Genomic DNA, 20,096 nt, shown 5'->3' with positions numbered 1-20,096 from the left:
TACGCACAAATTACGGACAAAATAGGTTATGTTATTTGCTCCGTGTAATTCGATTTGTAGCAGCCATGTCAATAATTAGCTGTGATTTTTTTAAAGCAAAAAAAATCATTTACACAAATGACGGAAAATTCTAATTCAGCAACAAGTAAATTTGATCATTATCTGTCATTTTATTAAACTAATCGGGTAAATTAACATGTTATTCGTTTGCTAACGAATAACATGCATATACTTTTTAAAGTATATCCTTTGATGTGTCGGTGAACGCTCCACTATCTGACTTAGTTAAGCTATTTTAGGGTAAGAAGAAATACTAAACTTAATATGGAAATACTAAACTTAATATGAATTTAGTTTAGTATTAATAAACGATGTTTAATATTGCTTACATTTTCATCTATAAGTAAGCGATTATGTTCAAACTATCCTATTCAATTTCACCTAAAGTTACTGGCCTAACATTGTCATTGGCCATGCTGGCTGCACAGGGGTTTAGCCAGACCCGATCGTTCCAGGGGAGACTGGTCGATTCATTGAGTCAAGGCGCTATTCATGGCGCAACAATTCGTAATTCTCATTTAGCTAAGCTTGTTTCATCGGATCATTCCGGTAAGTTTGTGATTGACGCACATATCGGTGATACGCTAAGAATTGGCTACATGGGGTATCTTCCCAAGGTTTTCATTGTTGGTAATCAACCTTCATCCGTTATTTCGCTTATACCGAACCAACAATCCCTTAATGAGGTGGTTGTAACTGCGCTTGGTATCAAAAAAGAAAAGCAGGCTATTGGCTATTCAGTGCAGGAAATAAAAGGCAAAGACATGGTTAAAGCTCGGGAACCAAATGCTATTTCTGGTTTAGCTGGACGCGTGTCAGGCTTAACAATTACACCGAGTACAAACTTATTTGGAGACCCGGGTATCACGTTACGTGGTCGGAGCAATATTCTTATTGTGGTCGATGGCATGCCGATTAATACCGATTCATGGAATCTTAGTCCGGATGATATCGAATCCTATTCTGTCTTAAAAGGGGCAAATGCTGCGGCATTATATGGGAACAGAGGTCAAAATGGAGCGATTGTGATAACGACAAAACGAGCAAAATCACAGGATAAAGGTTTCCAGGTTGAATTTAACTCAAGTACACAATTGCAGACGGGGTATAATGCGATACCAAAAATTCAAACCGAATATGGCCCGGGTTCAAATTATCAATATGCTTTTAAAGATGGTCGTGGGGGTGGAATCAATGACAACGATTACAATATTTGGGGACCCCGATTTGAAGGACAGCTTATTCCGCAATATAACAGTCCGATAGATCCCAAAACAGGACAGCTTATTCCCTTACCTTGGGAGGCCAGAGGAAAAGATAATTTGAAGAAATTTCTTCAGAATGGTCTTTTGAGTACAAACAATATTGCTATATCGACCAAAAATGATCATGGTGATCTACGCTTATCTGCGTCTCAGATGTTTCAACGGGGAACTACGCCTAACACTAAATTGGGAAGCACCAATATAAATCTTACCGGAGGCATTAACGCTGGTAGTAAGCTCCGTTTCGATGCGAGCATAAATTACAATAAGCAGTATTCACCAAATTATCCAAATATTGCTTATGGACCAAATAGTCCTATTTACATTCTTACATTATGGGGAGCGGCAGATTATGATATTGATGATCTTCGCAACTATTGGCAGCCTGGGAAAGAAAATGTACAGCAGTACAATCGTGAATACACCATTTATGACAATCCTTGGATGACGGCTTATGAAAATTTGAGGACTTATAATAAGGATGATATCTACGGTTACGTGTCGGCTAATTACAAGTTTAATGATAAATTGTCATTAAATGCACGTACCAGTGCTAGTACCTGGAATAGGAATAGAACGATTAAAATTCCAATTTCTGCCAACTTATATAATTATAATATCGGTGGAAGCCGTGTTGGAGGTTATCAGGAAACCTATGATACTTTTTGGGAAAATAATACAGAAGTCTCCTTAAAATACCAAAATCGTATCGCCGAGGACATAGGCTTCTCAGGCTCAGTATTTGGTAATTTAAGAACCGTCAGTGTCAAATCGCTGTTTGCACGTACAGATCGTGGATTGACTGTGTCCGGTGTTTATGACTTAAGTAATTCGATCATGCCCACGGTGTCTACTAACGATCGCGCCCTGCGTCAGGTGGGAAGTGTCTATGGATTCATGGATTTAGACTATAAAAGTATGTTATTCTTAAATCTAACGGGGCGATTTGATAAATCTTCGACGATGCCGGTAAAGAATAACACTTACTTCTACCCATCGGCTTCACTAAGCGCTGTGATTTCACAGATGGTCACTTTGCCCAAGGTTATTTCCGCATTAAAAATCCGTGGGGCATATGCCAACGTTGCAAGTGATTTTGTCAATGAATCGGCCCAGTACGATATTTATAAACTTTTGCCGGCATACAGTAACTATGGACGTTGGGCCAATTCAATGACCGGCGTAACATATACCGATGTATTACCTAACCCGGATCTCGTGGCAGAGCGTGTGAAAACGGCGGAAATAGGTTTGGAAACACGTTTATTTAACAACCGTCTGGGTTTCGATTTTGCTTTTTTTAGAAACTTGGAAGGTCCCAGGATTATCGAATTGGCTACGTCGGTTACTTCAGGTGTAAGAGCGAGACAAACCAATGGGTTGACTTTATTGCGTAAAGGTATCGAGCTGAGTATCGATGGGACTTTGATTCAACAGAAAGATTTTAGCTGGAATGTAATGGTCAATGCATCAACAAATCATGCCTGGCTACATGACATCGATGGGCATCAAACGCGTTCGGGGAATGTTCGTGTTGGTGAGCGATGGGACGGATATTACGTGAATGATTTTCAGCGTGATGAAAAAGGAATGCCAATTGTGGGTACAAACGGTTTACCAGCTTACAATCCTTATGTGAGCAGAATAGGTTATAGCGATAATAAATTTACGGCCAGTATCAGCAATAGTTTCCGATACCGTGATTTCAGTTTTAGTTTTCTTGTGGATGGCCGCTTTGGTGGTTTAATAAAAAATGTGCAGGATGCCAAACAGTGGGGATCGGGAACACATCCCGAATCAGCAAATGAATATCGTCTAAAGGACAGGGAAAATAGGGATGTCAAAGATTATAAAGGAACTGTCATGACCAATGGGTTAAAAATAGTCAAGGGGCAGCTCAATACAGATCAGGATGGTAAGATAATCTCCGATACAAGAGAATTTGCCCCAAATGACATTTCTGTGTTGTGGCAAAATTGGGCCACTAATTACTATCAGTCGGGACCAATTACGGCCAAAGGCCGAACCTTTGTCAAATTACGGGAGATCGTTTTCAGTTATAATGTACCTGCCAACTTGTTGAAAAATTCCAGATTCTTCCGCAGTGCAAGTGTTTCAGTCGTCGGTAGGAATTTGCTGTATTTCACTGGAAAAGGTACCCAAAATATGGATTTGGACCAATTCACCAGTGCTAGCTCAGACTAGACACCATCAGTAAAGAGCTTTGGTCTAAATCTTAATGCAACCTTCTAAAAACTTAGTCAAAATTTTTAAAAATGAAGTACTTTAAATCCACTCTCATTCTTCTCCTGTTCGGGTGCTCTTTCAGTTCCTGTAAAAAGATAACGGATCTACAAAAAGACCCTGCGGCCGTATATAATCCTGCTCCAAAACTTTTGTTTACGGGAATACTTATGCGTTCTTACGATGCGCCATGGAGTGAAGATCATCGACATAATCAGTATATGACACAAAATGAGGCCTATTATGCGGGGCAACCTTATGGATGGACTACAGGCTCTTTTGAAACGCCCTATGGTATATTGCGTGATGTGTACCGTATGGAAATCGAAGCTGCGAAAACTCCTGAATTGAGTGCTGCTTATATGACCATGGCCAAATTTTTCAAGGCTTATTTCTTTGCCCGAACGACTGAAATGTTTGGTGATATTCCATTGACAGAGGCTCTGCAGGGTGAATCGGCGGGCAATTTTGCACCCAAATACAATCCCCAGCTGGAGGTATATCAGCAAGTGCTTAGCTGGCTTGAGGAGGCGAATAATGAACTGGCAAATCTCAAAGAAAAAGGCAATACATTAGATGGCGATTTCTTTTACAATGGCAAGCCTGAGCAGTGGCAGAAACTGGTCAACTCGTTTAAGCTACGTGTTTTAATTAGCCTCAGCAAACGTGCCGACGATAGCCCCGCATTGCGGGTTAAGGAACGCTTTGCTGAAGTTTTGGCGAATCCTACCAAATACCCGCTGATTCTTGAAAATCGGGATAATTTTCAACTCCTTTACAATAATATTAACACCTATCCGCTATGGCCAACAGACGGTGTGATTATAAAAAAGGATGTGCGCAACACATTGGGAGCAACCTACCTGAATATTTTAAAGACTTTACAGGATCCAAGATTGTTGATTCAGGCACTGCCGGCTTCGGCGATGCCTTCTGATCCTACGCGCCCCTTCGACGCATACAATGGCGGGAAAACAGGCGACCTACAGAGTACCTTGCTAAAACAAGCTGCGGATGGACAGCTATCTATGATCAATTTCGATTATTGGCTCGCTTCGCCGTCTGGGGTTCCGTCTATTCAACTTGGTGCCTCCGAAGTCCAATTTGCTCTGGCAGAAGGTATCAATCGCGGTTGGGCTAGCGGAGATGCTGCGGTAAGATTTCAGTCGGGGATAAGTCAGTCGATGCTGTTCTACGGAGTTTCTCAAGACAAGATCAATTTATTCTTACAAACAAATCCTTACAAAGGGAACAATATGGAAGGGTTAAAGCAGATCTTAACACAAAAGTATGTGGCATTTTTTGAAAACTCAGGAAAACAGGCATTTTTTGAGCAGCGCCGGACAGGAGTGCCAGTTTTTGATATAGGACCTTCGAATGCCAATAATAACCAGATACCGAAACGGTGGGCATACCCCAAGACTGAATACAGTACCAACGAAACTTACTTGAAAGATGCTTTGCAACGTCAGTTTAATGGATCAGATACCCAAAATGACATTATTTGGCTTATTAAATAAAATACAAAGTAAGCGTAATTAGTTATGGAAAGACCTCTTGGATTTGTGTCCGAGAGGTCTTTTTACGTAGACAATTGTTTCTATAAATCGTTTATTACTTCTCTTTGATGGTCAACATACGTATCAGGAGATCTTGTATGGAGAGACTATCCAGCTCTTTTCCAATAAATACCAGTGTATTCATTTTTCTTTCATCCTGTTTCCAATGGTTACCGTAGTCCATATCGACACGTGAACCGACGGTCTGTATAATGATTTTTTTGTTTTCATCTTTTTTATAACCAATTCCCTTCATTCGGTAAATTTTGTTTGGATACTTGCCGACGAGTTTGCTCAAACCGAGAAATAGGTTTACGAAATTAAATTCTTCAGCAAAAGTATAGACGCGCGTTGCAATATCGCTCAGATGTTGTTTTGCCAGACTTGATTTGCCAAGTATCAGTGAACTGCTTAGATTAATGTTCTTCAGAAAAGAAAAGGCTTCTATTTTTTTTGTGTACTTTATTTCCTCAATTATTTCGAAAGGAAACCCCTCCGTTACTGTTGACTGGAGAGTTTTCGCTAATGGGTTTACATGTGCTAAGTAGTTGCTTAAATAGCTCAAATATGCTGAATGTACCGCTTCGGTTTTGTTAATGACAATGACGTCGGCAGCTGTGATTTGCCGTAACACTTCATCCCTTTCCTTGATCTGATCTTCAATAAGTGCAGCATCAACCAAGCAAATAATCTTTTTTAATGGGAAGTAGTTCTTAAACACTGGATGCCTTGTAAAAGGTTCTGTTATAGCATCGGGTATAGCAAGACCTGTACATTCAATAACGAGTTCATCAAAGCAGTCCTGTTTTTGATAGAGCGATTCGAGTGCGGTGTAAAGTTCATCGTTCAGCGTACAACAGATGCACCCCTCTTGGAGCGCTACCAATTGTCCATAGTTTTCATTGAGCAAGGAACTATCTATATTTAGTTGTCCTATCTCATTTTCAATGATAGCAAAACGTTTTTTCGGATAGGATTTCATTAAGGCATTTAGAAAAGTCGTCTTTCCTGCACCTAAAAAGCCAGTTAAAATGGTTGCTGGGCGAGCATGGGCTGTATTCATTTGCGATGATTATACATTTAATCTGCTTCTGGTATCATCCCAACGAAAGTTGGGGAAAGGCAGATCTTATTTCAATAAATTGAAAAATTCGTTTCGTTTACTTTCTGATAAGAATATACCGCTGTATTCCAGTGTTGTTGTACAGCTGCTGGTGTCTTTGACACCCCGTGCGGAGACACAGAGATGATCGGCATCAATCACAACAATAATATCATCTGTTGCTAAGGTGGATCTGAGCTCATTGTAAATCTGTAAAGTAAGGCGTTCCTGCACCTGTGGTCGATGCGCATAGTAGTCTACAATACGGTTTATTTTTGACAGTCCTATTACGCGGTCTTTGGGGATATAGCCTATATGTGCCCGCCCCACGATTGGTAAAAAATGATGTTCACAGGCTGAATTTACCCGCATGTCTTTTTCTATCAATAGCTTATTGTAGCCATAGCGATTTTCGAAGGTGGACAGCTTGGGCTTGTTAACCGGGTTAAGGCCATGGAACAATTCGTTGATATACATTTTTGCTACACGATGGGGCGTTCCGCTCAGACTGTCATCTTGTAGGTCGAGGCCAAGTTCATACATGATGTCCTTAAAAAGTTGAGATATCTTGCTGATTTTTTCTTCGTCTGTTCGATCAAATGCATCGGGTCGCAGGGGAGTATCCATTGAAGTCATCATGTGTTGGTCTCCTAAATCTTCCGGATTGGATGCTGCATCTTTTTTTAATAATGTGTTCATAAATTAATTTTTATCAAATCGTGCTGATTATACATCTTGTCTATTGTCAAATGGAGTTGCCATTTCATAGCGCTATTCGTGTTATAAATATAGTTAAAAAACATCAAATGCAATATAGTTGCTTTTACTGTTTTTTAACTATATTTGATAAGTAAATCATTAATGCGTTATGTTTAAGCAATTTATTCTAGTTTTTTTGTTTGTTGTTGCAGGAAGTAAAACTAATCCAGTTTTTTCTCAAGGGGTAACGGAATCACAACATTTGATAGAGCATAAGCCTTTGATGAATGAGGTTTGGAAAACCTTTGACACCATGCTCTATAAAGTTAACAAGGTTAATGGCAAGACGGTTTACACCCCCTATTTTCCGAGTAAGCTGTCGAAACTGGATGGAACAAGTGTAGAGTTGCAAGGCTATATGGTACCGTTAAAGGCCGGTCTTCGCCATAATAGGTTCCTTTTGTCGGTTTTGCCAGTGCAGCAGTGTATGTTTTGTGGACAAAATGGTATTCCACCGATGGTGGAGGTTACGCTGAGCGACAACAATAAAGTGTGGTTAAAAGAGAATCCTGTTATTGTAAAAGGCTATGTCAAATTAAATGAGAAAGATCGGAGCAGGGTTGAAATCTTTATAAGAGATGCAGCTCTTTTAAAACAGTAGGGATTATCAAAAGCTAACGATTCCGCCAGGTCCACCAAAGAATGATTCCATAGATAAGAACAGCGACCGCAAGCAGTAAAAATAGTTCGAAACTTGTCTCCGGAAAACTAGTCGATTGTGAAAGAAAGGCGGATATTAATAAAATGCCGAGTATGCCTGAGGTTATGCTCACAATGAGTTTTTGAGCTTTGTTTAACGCGGGTTTTGTTTGTTGTGCTACTTTCTTCTCGAGGATCTCATGTACAGGTTCGGTTTCCTTCAATAGTGCAATATCGAGATCAAGCTGCACTGCCATTAAATTGAGGGTATAAGCCCTTGGTAGAACTTCAGCTTTTTCGATGCGCTGTACAGATCGAAGATTCAGTTTGACAAGATCAGCAAGTTGCTGTTGGGAATATCCTTTACTGATACGGGCATTTTTGATCAAAAGCGCTATTTTCTCTTTGCTGGATTTATTGGTCATTTTATGACATTTTGCGGCGTATTCAAATGTCGTGAAATTAAATGATTTAAGGCTATAGCTTTGTGTAAAAAAAATCATGATCGCTATTGCTCTTGAATTGGTCATCTCCCAGTTTTTGCTGGGTTATTTTTGCAAGCGGAACCTCCAGGTTCTGGGGTTTTCCTCAAAGGTCGGATCTTTCCTCTTTTGTCTGTTTGGTCCCATAATATATGTTACTGCTCTCTATTTGAGTATTGCTTATTTAGTCGGAAACCCGTATCAACTAAATCCGAATTATACGGTATCTGATTTTTTTGGTAGTTTTTATTATGTATCAAAAGCAGTGGTATTTGAGGAATTGATCTTTAGGGGAGCCGTATTATATATTCTTATGAGACGCTGTGGTCAGGGGAAAGCTGCATTGATCACGGCGCTGGCTTTTGGCATTTATCACTGGTTTTCGTACGGTATCGTGGGGCAGATTTTTAATATGCTGGAAGTTCTTGTATCGACCGGTATAGTGGGGTATTTATTTGCACGAATTTGTATTAAAACAGGTAAAATAGTGCATCCGATCGTTTTACATTTTGGTTATAATTTTGCAACGATGATTCTATTTTCGAAAGAAAAAAATATCGGACTGCAGCTCCTGATAAAAACGTATGCGGTAGACCCAGTCAAACCCGAGGGGATTTTGCCTTTGTTCGTCCTCGTTAGTTATTATATCGGTTTTCCGCTGTTGTGCTATATTTTTCTTAAACAACTAAAAGCTGCAAATAATTTGTCCTGACTGCCTGCTAGTACCTATCATTTGCTCGCTTTATTACTTGCATGTTGAGGAACGGGTTTCTTTTTTTTGTGATTTATTTACATTGATTATCATATAAATACGTTTGTTGTTTTGTTTTAATCATTTGATTAAAACAATTGTTTGTTTTTGATTCTTTTTTCTATCTTTGCATAATACAAGGAAGTTTAATCGGGATGAAAGAGAAGAAAATAGATCTGTCGACGGAAACGAAAATTAAGGAAGCGGCGAGGGTTGTATTCTATAAAAAAGGTTTCTCAGCAACCAGGACAAGGGATATTGCTGAAGAAGCAGGGATCAATCTTGCTTTGCTCAATTATTATTTTCGGAGCAAAGAGAAGCTTTTCGAAATTATTATGTTTGAAACCTTTTCGGCTTTCGTACAGAGTATGGCTGTCATCCTTAATGATGAAGCAACCAATCTTGAAAGTAAAGTTGAATTGATAGCCAATAGATATATCGATTTTATCATCAGAGAACCGGAGGTGCCTACTTTTTTGATTTCGGAAATCAGAAACAATCCTCAGGAACTCCTCGAAAAGTTGCCAATCAAACAATTGCTAAACAATTCTGTTTTTTTTAAACAACATCATGAAGCCGTAACACAAGGCTTTATTATGGAGCCACATCCTTTACATTTTTTAATGAATTTATTGGGGTTGGTTGTGTTTCCTTTTATCACAAAGCCTTTGATTATGGGGGTACAAGATCTCGATATCGAACAGTTTAATGCACTTATGATAGAGCGTAAGAAGCTTATACCGATATGGATAGGAGCGATGATGACAGCAAAATAATTTTTTTGTCCCAAACTTAATCAAATGATTAAATCTAAAGATTAAAAAATAATGCCACAATATATGAACAACGCAGTTATGAAGTATTGTTATTTAACGCATGTTATTCTTTTATTGATCCTGTTGCATTTTGCAAATAGGGCAACTGCACAAGGAGAAGCGCTTACTTTGGAGCGTTGTTATACGCTTGCCAAAGCAAATTATCCAGCAATTAAAAAAATGGATCTGATAACCAAAACGGGTGAGTATACCATCCAAAATGCCAATAAAAGGTTTCTCCCCCAAATCAGCTTCTCAGGTCAGGCAACCTATCAATCCCAAACAGTAAGTTTTGCGGATGCTGTAGGTTCATTGCCGGGTATTTCCCTACCTTCTATCAGTAAAGATCAGTATAAAATTCAGGGTGAAATTAGTCAGCTCATTTACGATGCTGGCAATACAAAAATACAGAAGGATTTAATCGCTGCAAATACGGCACTGGAGGAGCAGACTTTAGTATCCAGTCTCTATGGGATCAATCAACGTATCAACAGTCTTTATTTTGCTATTTTATTAATCGATGCCCAATTGAAGCAGAACGAGTTAAACAAGGCTAACTTACAGACTCAGGTACAAAAAGCTGAGGCTGCTTTTGACAATGGGGTAGCATTTCGTAGTAATGTGGAAGAGCTGAAAGCTGAAGTATTGAATATAGAAATGCAGACCACAGAATATACATCTAATCGTACAGCATATTTAAATATGCTTTCGCTCTTTATAGGAAAGAAGCTGCCCGAATCCATGCAATTGGAATTGCCTACTGCTCAGTATACGCTTTCCTCCATTAACAGACCTGAATTAAAAGCTTTTGATTTACAAAAAAACATCGTTGACCAACAGGAGAAACAATTGAAAACCGATTATCTTCCACAGGTAAGTGGCTTTTTTCAAGGGGCATATGGAAGGCCAACCCTCAATATCATTGAAAATAAATTTGGTCCCTGGTACGTTACAGGGCTACGTTTTTCTTGGTCGCTAAGTAGCTTTTATTCGCTGTCCAACAAAAGAAATATCCTTCAGCTCAATCGTCAGTCTATTGATGCCGATAAGGAGACATTTTTGTTGAATGCCAAAGTTGACCTGAGCCAACAGGATGAGCAGGTTAGTAAATATACCACCTTGATTCAACAGGACGATGCTGCAATTGCCTTGCGGACATCGGTGACTCAATCTGCTGAGGCGCAGTTGAGCAATGGAGTGATCACGACCCATGAGTATATTCAAAAATTAAATGCCGAACATTTGGCCAAGCAGCTCAAGATATTGCACGAAATCCAATTGTTACAAGCGATCTATAATTTAAAATTTATAGCCGGGAATTAACTGTAAACATCAAAAAATGAAAAGATTAATTGTATTTATTACTGCGCTCTCTTTGCTTAGTGGTTGTAAGCAACATAATGAATATGACGCTTCCGGGAACTTTGAGGCTGATGAAGTGATTGTCTCTGCGCAGCAAAACGGAATATTGATGCAATACGCTGTGGAAGAAGGAAAGCAATTGAAACCTGGAGATACTGTCGGAAAAATAGATGTCCGTACTGCTGAATTGCAAAAAGAACAAGTGCAGGCAAGTATCGAAGCTTTAGCTCAAAAGACGGTGAATCCCAGGGATCAGGTTGAACTGGTACGGCGCCAATTAGTCGTTCAGGAAGCGCAATTAAAACAGCAGCTGTACGAAAGGACCCGGACGGAAAATCTGGTAAAATCAGATGCCGCAACACGTAAACAGCTCGATGATATCAATGCGGCAATCGATCAATTGCGGAAACAAATAGCCGTGACCAAGCAACAACTCACCCTCAATACATACAATACAAATACTCAAAATCGGAGTATCCTGAGCGAAAAAAATCCCTTAGAGAAATCTGCTGCACAGATTCAGGAACAGATCAATAAGGGACAGGTGATCAATCCTATTAATGGGACAGTTTTGGTAAACTATGCACTACAGGGTGAGTTGCAGGTCGTCGGTAAACCTTTATATAAAATTGCCAACACGACGAAGCTTTATTTGAGGGCTTATATTACCGGAATTCAGTTGCCACAGATAAAAGTCGGACAGCAGGTGACTGTGCGCATTGATGACGGCAAGGAGAATTATAAGGAATATCCCGCAACAATCACATGGATTTCAGATAAATCTGAGTTTTCACCAAAGACAATTCAGACTAAAGATGAGCGCGCTAATCTTGTTTATGCGATCAAAGTAAGTGTGAAAAATGATGGTTATTTAAAAATAGGGATGTATGGTGAGGTCCTTTGGTCAAAGTAAGTTATTATGATCGCTGTCAGTGTAGAAAATATGGTCAAAACCTACGGTAATGTTAGAGCCGTAGATGATGTTTCTTTTGAGGTGAAGAAAGGTGAGTTGTTTGGGCTTATAGGGCCTGATGGCGCCGGTAAAACATCAATTTTCCGAATACTAACCACTTTACTGCTTGCGGATAGTGGTACTGCTGCTGTAGAGGGATTCGATGTTGTCAGAGAATATCAACAGATACGCAATCGGGTAGGGTATATGCCAGGACGTTTTTCATTATACCAGGACCTGACGGTAAAGGAGAATCTTACTTTCTTTGCGACAGTTTTTGGTACAACCATTCAGGAAAATTATCCACTTATCAAAGATATTTATGATCAGATACAACCCTTCAACGATCGTAGAGCAGGGAAATTGTCTGGCGGAATGAAGCAAAAGCTGGCCTTATGCTGTGCGCTGATCCATAAGCCCGACGTGCTTTTTCTGGATGAACCGACAACAGGTGTCGATGTTGTATCCAGAAAGGAATTTTGGGAAATGTTGACCAAACTCAAGGAACAGCAGATCACGATCGTGGTATCCACACCCTATATGGATGAAGCTCGACTGTGTGATCGTATTGCATTAATGCAGGGCGGAAGGATTATGTCAATCGATGAACCGTCAGGTATTATAAAAAGTTTTCCAAAGCCACTATATGCGGTTAAAGCGGACAATATATATAAACTGCTCCAGGATCTCCGTTCGGATCAGGCGGTAGAAAGCTGTTATGCATTTGGCGAATATTTGCACCTTACCCCAAAATCAGAAGTGGATGGTAGAGAAGGTATTATTGCCCTGGCAAATAAGTATAACCCACAACATCTCGTGGTTGAAAAAATAACTGCAACAATCGAAGATAGTTTTATCCGCCTGATGCAGGATCAAAATGGTATGGACGAATTCAAACAAGTTACAGATGGAGAATAAGGCAATAGTCTGTAAGGACCTGACCAAGCAATTTGGAGATTTTAAGGCCGTAGATAAAATTACGTTCGATGTTGACCAAGGCGAAATTTTTGGTTTTCTTGGTGCCAATGGTGCGGGGAAGACCACGGCCATGCGTATTCTTTGTGGTTTGTCCTACCCGACATCGGGTGAAGCAACTGTCGCTGGCTTCAATGTGTATAAAGAACAGGAGCAGATCAAAAAGAATATCGGTTATATGAGTCAGAAGTTCTCGTTGTACGATAACCTCACTATTTTGGAAAATATTGAGTTTTATGGAGGTGTGTATGGTGTTTCAAGGGCAGACATAAAGTCGCGAAGCAGTGATTTGGTCCACACCTTAGGTTTAGAGAAAGAAGCAAAAAAACTCGTGGGGGAATTACCTTTGGGCTGGAAACAGAAGTTGGCATTTTCTGTAGCGATTTTCCACCGACCTAAAATTGTTTTTTTGGACGAGCCAACAGGGGGCGTTGATCCGATTACCCGACGGCAGTTTTGGGATATGATTTATGAGGCTGCTGCCAATAACATAACGGTGTTTGTGACAACACACTATATGGATGAAGCCGAATACTGCAACCGTATCAGTATTATGGTAGATGGGAAAGTCGAAGCAATGGACAGTCCCACAAATCTAAAACAGCGGTTCGAAACCCATTCCATGGACGACGTATTTTATCAACTGGCACGTGGAGCTAAACGATCGGGAGATTGATATGAAACAGCTATTCGCTTTTATTCGCAAGGAGTTTTATCATGTTTTTAGGGATCGTAGAACACTGCTTATCCTTTTTGGGTTTCCCGTCGTTCAGATTCTCCTTTTTGGCTATGCATTGAGTAGCGAAGTTAAAAATATTGGAATTGCGATTCAGGATAATGCACGTGATGTCAACTCCAGTGAAATCGTAAACCGTATTAAAACAAGTTCATATTTTCAGGTGAAAGACGAAATTGTAAATTATAAAGATGTAGAAAGCCGATTTAAAGATGGAAGCATCAAATGTGCAATAATCTTTCCTGCCAATTTCGGGGAGGATCTATATCGAAAGGATGGTGCTCAAATTCAGCTATTAGCTGATGCTTCCGACCCGAATACTGCCACAATAGTCACCAATTATCTGACAGCTATAATCAAGGCATACCAGCAGGACCTAAATCCCGGAACAGCGTTATCTTATCAGATTGTGCCCCAACTGCGACAATTGTATAATGAAGAGCAGAACGGTTCCCTTAATTTTATCCCTGGAGTGATCGCATTGATTTTTATGATCGTGAGCACAGCCCTAACCTCCGTGGCAGTTGTGCGCGAAAAAGAGCTGGGGACTATGGAAATTCTATTGGTATCGCCTTTCAAACCCATTATGGTTCTCATCGCCAAAGCGATTCCATATCTCGTGCTTTCACTCGTCAATTTTATCATTATTCTTCTACTTTCGGTGTTTGTACTTGATGTTGAGATCAGGGGAAGTCTGGTGTTGATTTTCGCGGAGAGTATTTTATTTATTATCACCTGTCTTTCTTTAGGCTTGTTGATTTCTAATGTCACCGATTCCCAGCAAACGGCCATGTTAATAGCGATGATGGGCATGATGCTGCCGACCTTATTATTGACTGGCTTTATGTTTCCTTTGGAAAATATGCCCTGGATATTTCAGGTTATTTCGCATATCGTGCCATCCCGCTATTACTATGCAATTATTAAAGCTGTCATGCTCAAAGGAATGGGCTTTAGTTATGTTTGGAAAGAAACATTGATTCTCGCCGGGATGTCAGTTGTGTTGTTGTCAATTGCATTGAAAAGATTTAAAATCAGGTTGTAATGGAGGTATTGAGATTCATATTACAGAAAGAGTTTCGGCAGATATTCAGAGACAAAATTATCTTGGCTATGATGTTTGTCATGCCGACAGTTCAACTGATCATCATGCCATTTGCAGCCAATTTTGAAGTGCAGAATATCAATATTGCTTATGTTGACAACGACCACAGTTCTTATTCAAGAACCTTAATCAATAAAATTGCATCTTCAGGATACTTTAAAATCGTAAGTAGTCCACTATCTTATAAAGTTGGATTGGAAATGATCGAAAAGGGAGACGCTGATCTTGTATTGGAGATACCGACAGGTTTTGAGCGCAATCTGGTGCGGGAAGGTACGCAGCAAGTCAATATCGCAGTGGATGCCATCAATGGTACAAAATCGTCCTTGGGTGGAGCTTATTTAACCAGTGTAATTACTGATTTTAACGGCGGTTTGGATGTAAATATCAAAGCCGCTAAAACAGGTATTTCAGAGCAGGTCGCAACCGTCAAAATAGCGAATTCCAATTGGTATAATCCCAAGGCTGAATACAAATACTATATGGTGCCAGGTATTTTGGTTTTGTTGCTTACGATGATTGGCGGATTTATTACAGCGCTCAATATTGTCAAAGAGAAGGAAATCGGAACAATCGAGCAGATCAATGTGACGCCCATCAAAAAATGGCAGTTTATCCTAGGGAAACTAATTCCATTTTGGATTGTGGGCATGATTGTTTTTACCGTTGGTATGATTGTAATGTATATTGTTTATGGTATTTTTCCGCAGGGAAGTTTACTGCTTTTATATCTCTTTGCTGCAGTGTACCTCATTGCACTATTGGGGTTGGGATTGTTTATTTCTACCCTTGCAGACACACAATTGCAGGCCATGTTCATCGCATATTTCTTTATGATGGTTTTTATGCTGATGAGTGGCTTTTTTACCAGCACAGATAGTATGCCGGCTTGGGCAAGAGCGATTTCGCAATGCACACCAGTTACCCATTTTATCAGTGTTGTACGGCTAATTGTCTTAAAAGGGAGTGGATTTCAGGAAGTGAAGAAAGAGCTTGTTTATCTTATTGGATTTGCTTTTTTGTTGAATGGTTTAGCCATCTATAATTATAGAAAGACCGTGTGAAAACATGGCGTAGTCATTCGTTCTTTGCTAATTGAACATAGCTCTTACGCTTGTTTAAACCGTCAGATCGTCGGCATAGAACGAGCTGACTCAAGTCTATTTACGTATAATTTCCACACTATCTTTCGGAAAATGATTTTGTAGCCATTGTTGTAGCTTTTCCTGTTGTGTTTGAGGTAGCGGAGTTTTGGTAGAATAAATAAATGCGACAAGGTTGGCTAAGCTATCTTTTTTGCTGTAATGTTGTTGTATACCAATGCTATAGGAGCTTAGCTCGGGAAACAATACCAAGATATCCCGATCGAGTTGTGGATTAGCCAATTGGTATTTGGTAAGTTCATTATTGAGAGCTCTTATGGTAAGGTCTTTTTCACTTACAGCAGCGGTACGCTTATCGATTTCGCTAAGAATACTTGATTTTAGGTCTAAACTGTCCTGATGAATAACCAGCGCGGTATTGGTAATCCCAAATGCTTCCATGCTGTGTTGTAGAGACTCAACTTCTTTTTTGCTGAATTTTTTTGATAAGAAAGCCAGTTCTAATTTCTTTGGATTACCATTCATCTCCAGTTTTTCATAAATAACCGTATAACCTTTATTGCTCAATTCCTGTTGAACGAACTGATTTACTTTGTTTGTGTATTTTTTTTCTTGCAGGAGATTGTAGGCAAAATATATGCTCGGCAATACAAGTATAATTGTGATAATGGTAATACTTTGTGTAATTCTTTTTTCCCGTTGCTGATCGACATAATGTGTTTTGGGGTACCGTAAATATTTGACAATCACAAAGGTCGAAATGCAGATAAAAACACAGTTTATTATATATAGGAATAATGCGCCGGCGAAAAAGCTGAAATTGCCTATTGCGAGCCCATAGCCCGCGGTACAGAGCGGAGGCATCAGGGCTGTTGCAATTGCTACTCCAGGAATTGGATTGCCCTTATCCACTCTTGTAATAGCAATGACACCGACCAGACCACCGAAGATTGCAATCATGACATCGTAGATATTAGGTGATGTGCGTGCTAGTAATTCAGATTGTGCCTCTTTGAAGGGACTTAAAAGAAAATAGATAAACGACACGACTAAGCTGATCAATGTGGCGATCAGTAGATTTTTTAGCGATTTTTTTAATAACGGAAAGTCAAAAGTCCCTAAGGCGAATCCAGCTCCTACTATTGGTCCCATTAACGGAGATATCAGCATGGCTCCTATAATGACGGCAGTAGAATTTACGTTCAATCCAACAGACGCCACTACAATCGCGCAGGCTAGAATCCAGGCGTTAGCTCCGCGAAAAGAAATATTGCTGACAACATTTTCCAGAACAGCTTCCTTTTTTTCTTCACCTTGGTGTAGATCAAAAAATCGTAATATTTTATTCATAAATTTATTGTTGTACTAAAAAATATAAATATAGGGCCTAAACTATTCTTAACGTGCTAAAACTATGCCGCCTTTGGTAATTTGTTGTGCGTAGGCAATAAAATAAAGTAGCGATGCCGGATACATCCAACTTTGATCGGATTGCTTGTGATCATAAATAGCGTTCCCTACAAGTATAAAATGGCAAGAAGATTTTGTCGACTGCTCATAAAATATTATCTTTTAGTAATTTTAGAACTAAGAAACAAGAAATAGAAATGTCGTTAATAGATTTATCAAGACGTGTAGCGTTGGGAATAGATATCGGAGGGACCAATACGAAATTTGGCGTGGTCAATCATCGCGGTGAAGTACTTGAAAAGGGAAGCATAAAAACAGATGATTATGAGACAGTAGAGGAGTTTATCGATGCGTTGTATGAAAAAGCATCTCCTTTAATTGAAAATTTTGGTGGTAAAGATAGCTTTGATGGAATTGGTGTTGGTGCTCCGGATGCGAATTATTATACTGGAACCATAGACCATGCGCCCAATCTTCCTTGGAAGGGTGTCATTCGATTCAGTGACTTAATGACCGCTAAGTTTAACATTCCCTGTACCATAACCAACGATGCTAATGCTGCAGCCTATGGTGAAATGCTTTTTGGTGCAGCGCGGGGAATGAAAGATTTTATTATGATTACCCTAGGGACAGGTGTCGGCAGCGGTATCGTCGCCGGCGGAAAGCTTATCTATGGTCATGACGGATTTGCTGGAGAATTAGGCCATACCATTGTTAAACCTGGAGGAAGGAAGCATTGGAGCACAGGTTCTGAAGGAAGTTTAGAAGCCTATGCGTCAGCGACAGGAATAACGATCACGGCAAAGAAAATGAGAGCTGAGTTTCCTGAGTCGATGCTAAATCAGTATCCAGAAGATGCTATAAATTCGAAGACTGTTCATGAGTGTGCTTTGAAAGGGGATGCAATTGCCATCGAAGTATTTAGATATACGGGGCAGAAGCTGGGTGAGGCCTTGGCCAATTTTGTGATGTTTTCATCTCCTGAAGCAATTCTCCTATTTGGTGGGGTAATTAAAGCTGGTGATTTTATCTTAAAACCTGCGAAGCTGCATATGGAAAGAAATCTTTTTCCTTTGTTTAGGAATAAAGTGAAACTTGTCTTTAGTGAATTGGAAGAAGCTGATGCTGCTATTCTTGGCGCAAGTGCATTGGTTTGGGAAAAATAAAATATTAATTTGTTCTCAAGATACTAACACCATCTATTAGGGATACCGTTTGTATCTTGAGAACAGGTTTTTTAAGTTGTTAATTTATAAATTTATGGGGTCTTTCTGTTAGGGTAAATCCAATACGCTGCCCAGAATTGGCAAAGAAATAACCGACTATTTCATACCTAAGGAAAGCTGTTGTTATTTTTCGTGTATCTAAAGGCATAGTCTTTGCTGATGAATTCTTTTAAACTTAAAACTATTTGTATGAAAAAGACCGTTTTTCTTCTTTTGTTGCTATGCACAGCCTTATTCTCAAAAGCCGACCAACTACAGGCCCTAACACAAAAACAAGCTGAAACCGCAGTAGCATATCTTAAGAAAGAGCCCATTGTTATTTTATGGTGTAGCTGCTGCGACAATCAAGCACCGAAAAAGATTACTGTAAACGAAGTATTTTTTAAGCAATATCCTGACGGGAAATATTATTCTGTTATCGTAAAAGGTAGAGACGAAAGCGGAGTGGAAGTGGAAGAATATGTAGATTTAGCGTATGTATTTGTGAAAAAAGGGAAAAAAGCCAAAAGTCTAGGCAAGGTTTTAAAATTTGAATGTGATCCTTGTACAAAACCATTTGACTGGTCGGTTTAAATTCTTGATGCTACACATTTATCGGTAATCTATTCTGTTAGCTTCGGTGTCTTTGAGTTGCTTTAAAATTGATGGCGGAATCTCATCGCTGTCGATAGGGAAGCTGATGGAATCTGAAATAAATGTTTTTCGATCTGCCTTTTGAAATATCTCAAATAGCGCAATGGGTTCCTGATTAAAACTGATGCAAGTGCTTATATAATGAAGTTCGAAAAGCTTAAAGTGTGGATCTTTAAGCTTTTCATTAATATCTTTTATTCTAGATATAAAATGTCGTTGCCGGATGAAGGTATTGCTATTCATCAAGATAAACACATAATCTGAATAGGCGTTTATTTTTCCAAAATATTTGTGATGATCGCCGCCACTCCTTTCGATAAAATATTCATTGGATGTCTCAGATTTATATATTTCCATGGCAGATCGCCATATCCGATCCTCTTTGGCTTGCATAATATTGTCCGGAAGGTTTCTATTATAAGAATACCAGCATCCAACTAAGCGATCCAACAGCAAGGTATTCTGTTTAACATTGTTCATATTAATTCTCAGATCATTAAAATTAAAGGCCTCTGTATTTGAATTAATAAAATCAATATAATTTGCATAGCCTAGAGCTTTTACGATCAAAGTCAATTTTGCCAAATTAGGCTTGCTTAAGTCCGCAGTTGTATTTTGCTCATATTTTTTTAGTTTATTAATGACAAGATGTTCATAAAGATAATTAGAGCCTAATAATTGGGGCTCTTTTTTTATGTTCTTTTCCTTGCAATCATGTGTTATCAACTCATTAAGTTCTGTTACAATAAAAGACCATTCGGTTTTGGTTACATCTTCCCAATGATTTTTCTTCAGGAAATGGAATCCCAGGAAATTCATTAATTTTTCGAGGTGCAGAATATCTTCTTTTTTCATGAGCTGTCTTATAAGACTAATTTAAGATTTATTTGATGTAAAAAGAGACTGTTATGAGATTTT

At 39.2% G+C, this 20,096-nt stretch carries 18 protein-coding genes; 13 read left to right on the top strand and 5 right to left on the bottom strand.

Translation table 11 applies throughout. From position 1 onward, the window contains the following. The first annotated feature begins 413 nt into the window (after positions 1 to 413). Both CBM24_RS20500 and CBM24_RS20495 read left to right on the top strand, forming a co-directional pair. Positions 414 to 3,530: a SusC/RagA family TonB-linked outer membrane protein gene (locus CBM24_RS20500; RefSeq protein ID WP_088162521.1), complete on the top strand. Its 3,117-nt coding sequence runs from the start codon at positions 414 to 416 to the stop codon at positions 3,528 to 3,530. Positions 3,531 to 3,601: 71 nt separating this feature from the next. Beyond that, positions 3,602 to 5,089 (top strand): SusD/RagB family nutrient-binding outer membrane lipoprotein, encoded by a 1,488-nt coding sequence (locus CBM24_RS20495; protein ID WP_088162520.1) that lies wholly within the window; start codon positions 3,602 to 3,604, stop codon positions 5,087 to 5,089. 94 nt (positions 5,090 to 5,183) lie between these two features. Here CBM24_RS20495 and CBM24_RS20490 read toward each other — a convergent pair whose 3' ends face one another. Together CBM24_RS20490 and folE are read right to left on the bottom strand one after the other, a co-directional pair. Next, positions 5,184 to 6,191, bottom strand: coding sequence for a CobW family GTP-binding protein (locus CBM24_RS20490; RefSeq protein WP_088162519.1), 1,008 nt, complete (start codon positions 6,189 to 6,191; stop codon positions 5,184 to 5,186). A gap of 66 nt (positions 6,192 to 6,257) precedes the next feature. Beyond that, positions 6,258 to 6,929: a GTP cyclohydrolase I FolE gene (gene folE / locus CBM24_RS20485; protein ID WP_088162518.1), complete on the bottom strand. Its 672-nt coding sequence runs from the start codon at positions 6,927 to 6,929 to the stop codon at positions 6,258 to 6,260. A gap of 169 nt (positions 6,930 to 7,098) precedes the next feature. On the opposite strand from folE, the gene CBM24_RS20480 reads away from it, so the two are divergent. Beyond that, positions 7,099 to 7,590 (top strand): hypothetical protein, encoded by a 492-nt coding sequence (locus CBM24_RS20480; RefSeq protein ID WP_088162517.1) that lies wholly within the window; start codon positions 7,099 to 7,101, stop codon positions 7,588 to 7,590. Between the two features lie 13 nt (positions 7,591 to 7,603). Here CBM24_RS20480 and CBM24_RS20475 read toward each other — a convergent pair whose 3' ends face one another. Further along, positions 7,604 to 8,053 carry a helix-turn-helix domain-containing protein gene (locus CBM24_RS20475; protein WP_158638962.1) on the bottom strand — a complete coding sequence of 150 codons (450 nt, stop codon included), beginning with the start codon at positions 8,051 to 8,053 and terminating at the stop codon, positions 7,604 to 7,606. A gap of 76 nt (positions 8,054 to 8,129) precedes the next feature. Between CBM24_RS20475 and CBM24_RS20470 the strand changes: the two genes are divergently transcribed. The 8 genes from CBM24_RS20470 (at position 8,130) to CBM24_RS20435 (ending at position 15,870) form a co-directional block, all read left to right on the top strand. After that, a complete protein-coding gene (locus CBM24_RS20470) occupies positions 8,130 to 8,822 on the top strand; it encodes a CPBP family intramembrane glutamic endopeptidase (protein ID WP_088162516.1) in 693 nt (230 codons plus the stop codon). Between the two features lie 194 nt (positions 8,823 to 9,016). Then, the gene (locus tag CBM24_RS20465; RefSeq protein ID WP_088162515.1) at positions 9,017 to 9,637 is read left to right on the top strand and encodes a TetR/AcrR family transcriptional regulator; all 621 of its coding nucleotides are present in this window, start codon (positions 9,017 to 9,019) and stop codon (positions 9,635 to 9,637) included. A 63-nt stretch (positions 9,638 to 9,700) separates the two neighbouring features. Beyond that, on the top strand, positions 9,701 to 10,999 hold the full coding sequence (locus CBM24_RS20460) for a TolC family protein (RefSeq protein WP_198385972.1): 1,299 nt from the start codon (positions 9,701 to 9,703) through the stop codon (positions 10,997 to 10,999). Between the two features lie 16 nt (positions 11,000 to 11,015). Next, positions 11,016 to 11,951: an HlyD family secretion protein gene (locus tag CBM24_RS20455; protein ID WP_088162514.1), complete on the top strand. Its 936-nt coding sequence runs from the start codon at positions 11,016 to 11,018 to the stop codon at positions 11,949 to 11,951. A 6-nt stretch (positions 11,952 to 11,957) separates the two neighbouring features. Next, positions 11,958 to 12,908: an ABC transporter ATP-binding protein gene (locus CBM24_RS20450; protein WP_088162513.1), complete on the top strand. Its 951-nt coding sequence runs from the start codon at positions 11,958 to 11,960 to the stop codon at positions 12,906 to 12,908. After that, complete coding sequence (locus CBM24_RS20445) at positions 12,898 to 13,641, top strand: ABC transporter ATP-binding protein (protein ID WP_088163713.1); 744 nt, start codon at positions 12,898 to 12,900, stop codon at positions 13,639 to 13,641. Before CBM24_RS20450 ends, CBM24_RS20445 begins: the two co-directional genes overlap by 11 nt. A 1-nt stretch (position 13,642) precedes the next feature. Next, positions 13,643 to 14,746, top strand: coding sequence for an ABC transporter permease (locus CBM24_RS20440; RefSeq protein WP_088162512.1), 1,104 nt, complete (start codon positions 13,643 to 13,645; stop codon positions 14,744 to 14,746). Then, entirely contained in the window at positions 14,746 to 15,870 is a 1,125-nt protein-coding gene (locus CBM24_RS20435; RefSeq protein ID WP_088162511.1) for an ABC transporter permease, read from the top strand. Before CBM24_RS20440 ends, CBM24_RS20435 begins: the two co-directional genes overlap by 1 nt. Before the next feature lie 96 nt (positions 15,871 to 15,966). Here CBM24_RS20435 and CBM24_RS20430 read toward each other — a convergent pair whose 3' ends face one another. After that, positions 15,967 to 17,259 (bottom strand): TIGR00341 family protein, encoded by a 1,293-nt coding sequence (locus CBM24_RS20430; RefSeq protein ID WP_088162510.1) that lies wholly within the window; start codon positions 17,257 to 17,259, stop codon positions 15,967 to 15,969. A 257-nt stretch (positions 17,260 to 17,516) separates the two neighbouring features. On the opposite strand from CBM24_RS20430, the gene CBM24_RS20425 reads away from it, so the two are divergent. After that, on the top strand, positions 17,517 to 18,485 hold the full coding sequence (locus CBM24_RS20425) for an ROK family protein (protein ID WP_088162509.1): 969 nt from the start codon (positions 17,517 to 17,519) through the stop codon (positions 18,483 to 18,485). A gap of 249 nt (positions 18,486 to 18,734) precedes the next feature. Next, entirely contained in the window at positions 18,735 to 19,118 is a 384-nt protein-coding gene (locus CBM24_RS20420) for a hypothetical protein (protein ID WP_145330466.1), read from the top strand. Between the two features lie 18 nt (positions 19,119 to 19,136). On the opposite strand, the gene CBM24_RS20415 is transcribed toward CBM24_RS20420, so the two are convergent. Next, positions 19,137 to 20,033 (bottom strand): hypothetical protein, encoded by an 897-nt coding sequence (locus CBM24_RS20415; RefSeq protein WP_088162507.1) that lies wholly within the window; start codon positions 20,031 to 20,033, stop codon positions 19,137 to 19,139. Positions 20,034 to 20,096 lie beyond the last annotated feature (63 nt).

The organism is Sphingobacterium sp. G1-14, from assembly GCF_002196555.1.
GTDB classification, from domain to species: domain Bacteria; phylum Bacteroidota; class Bacteroidia; order Sphingobacteriales; family Sphingobacteriaceae; genus Sphingobacterium; species Sphingobacterium siyangense.
Note: the sequence above shows the minus strand (reverse complement) of the source record. Positions and strands in the feature narration are given on the sequence as shown.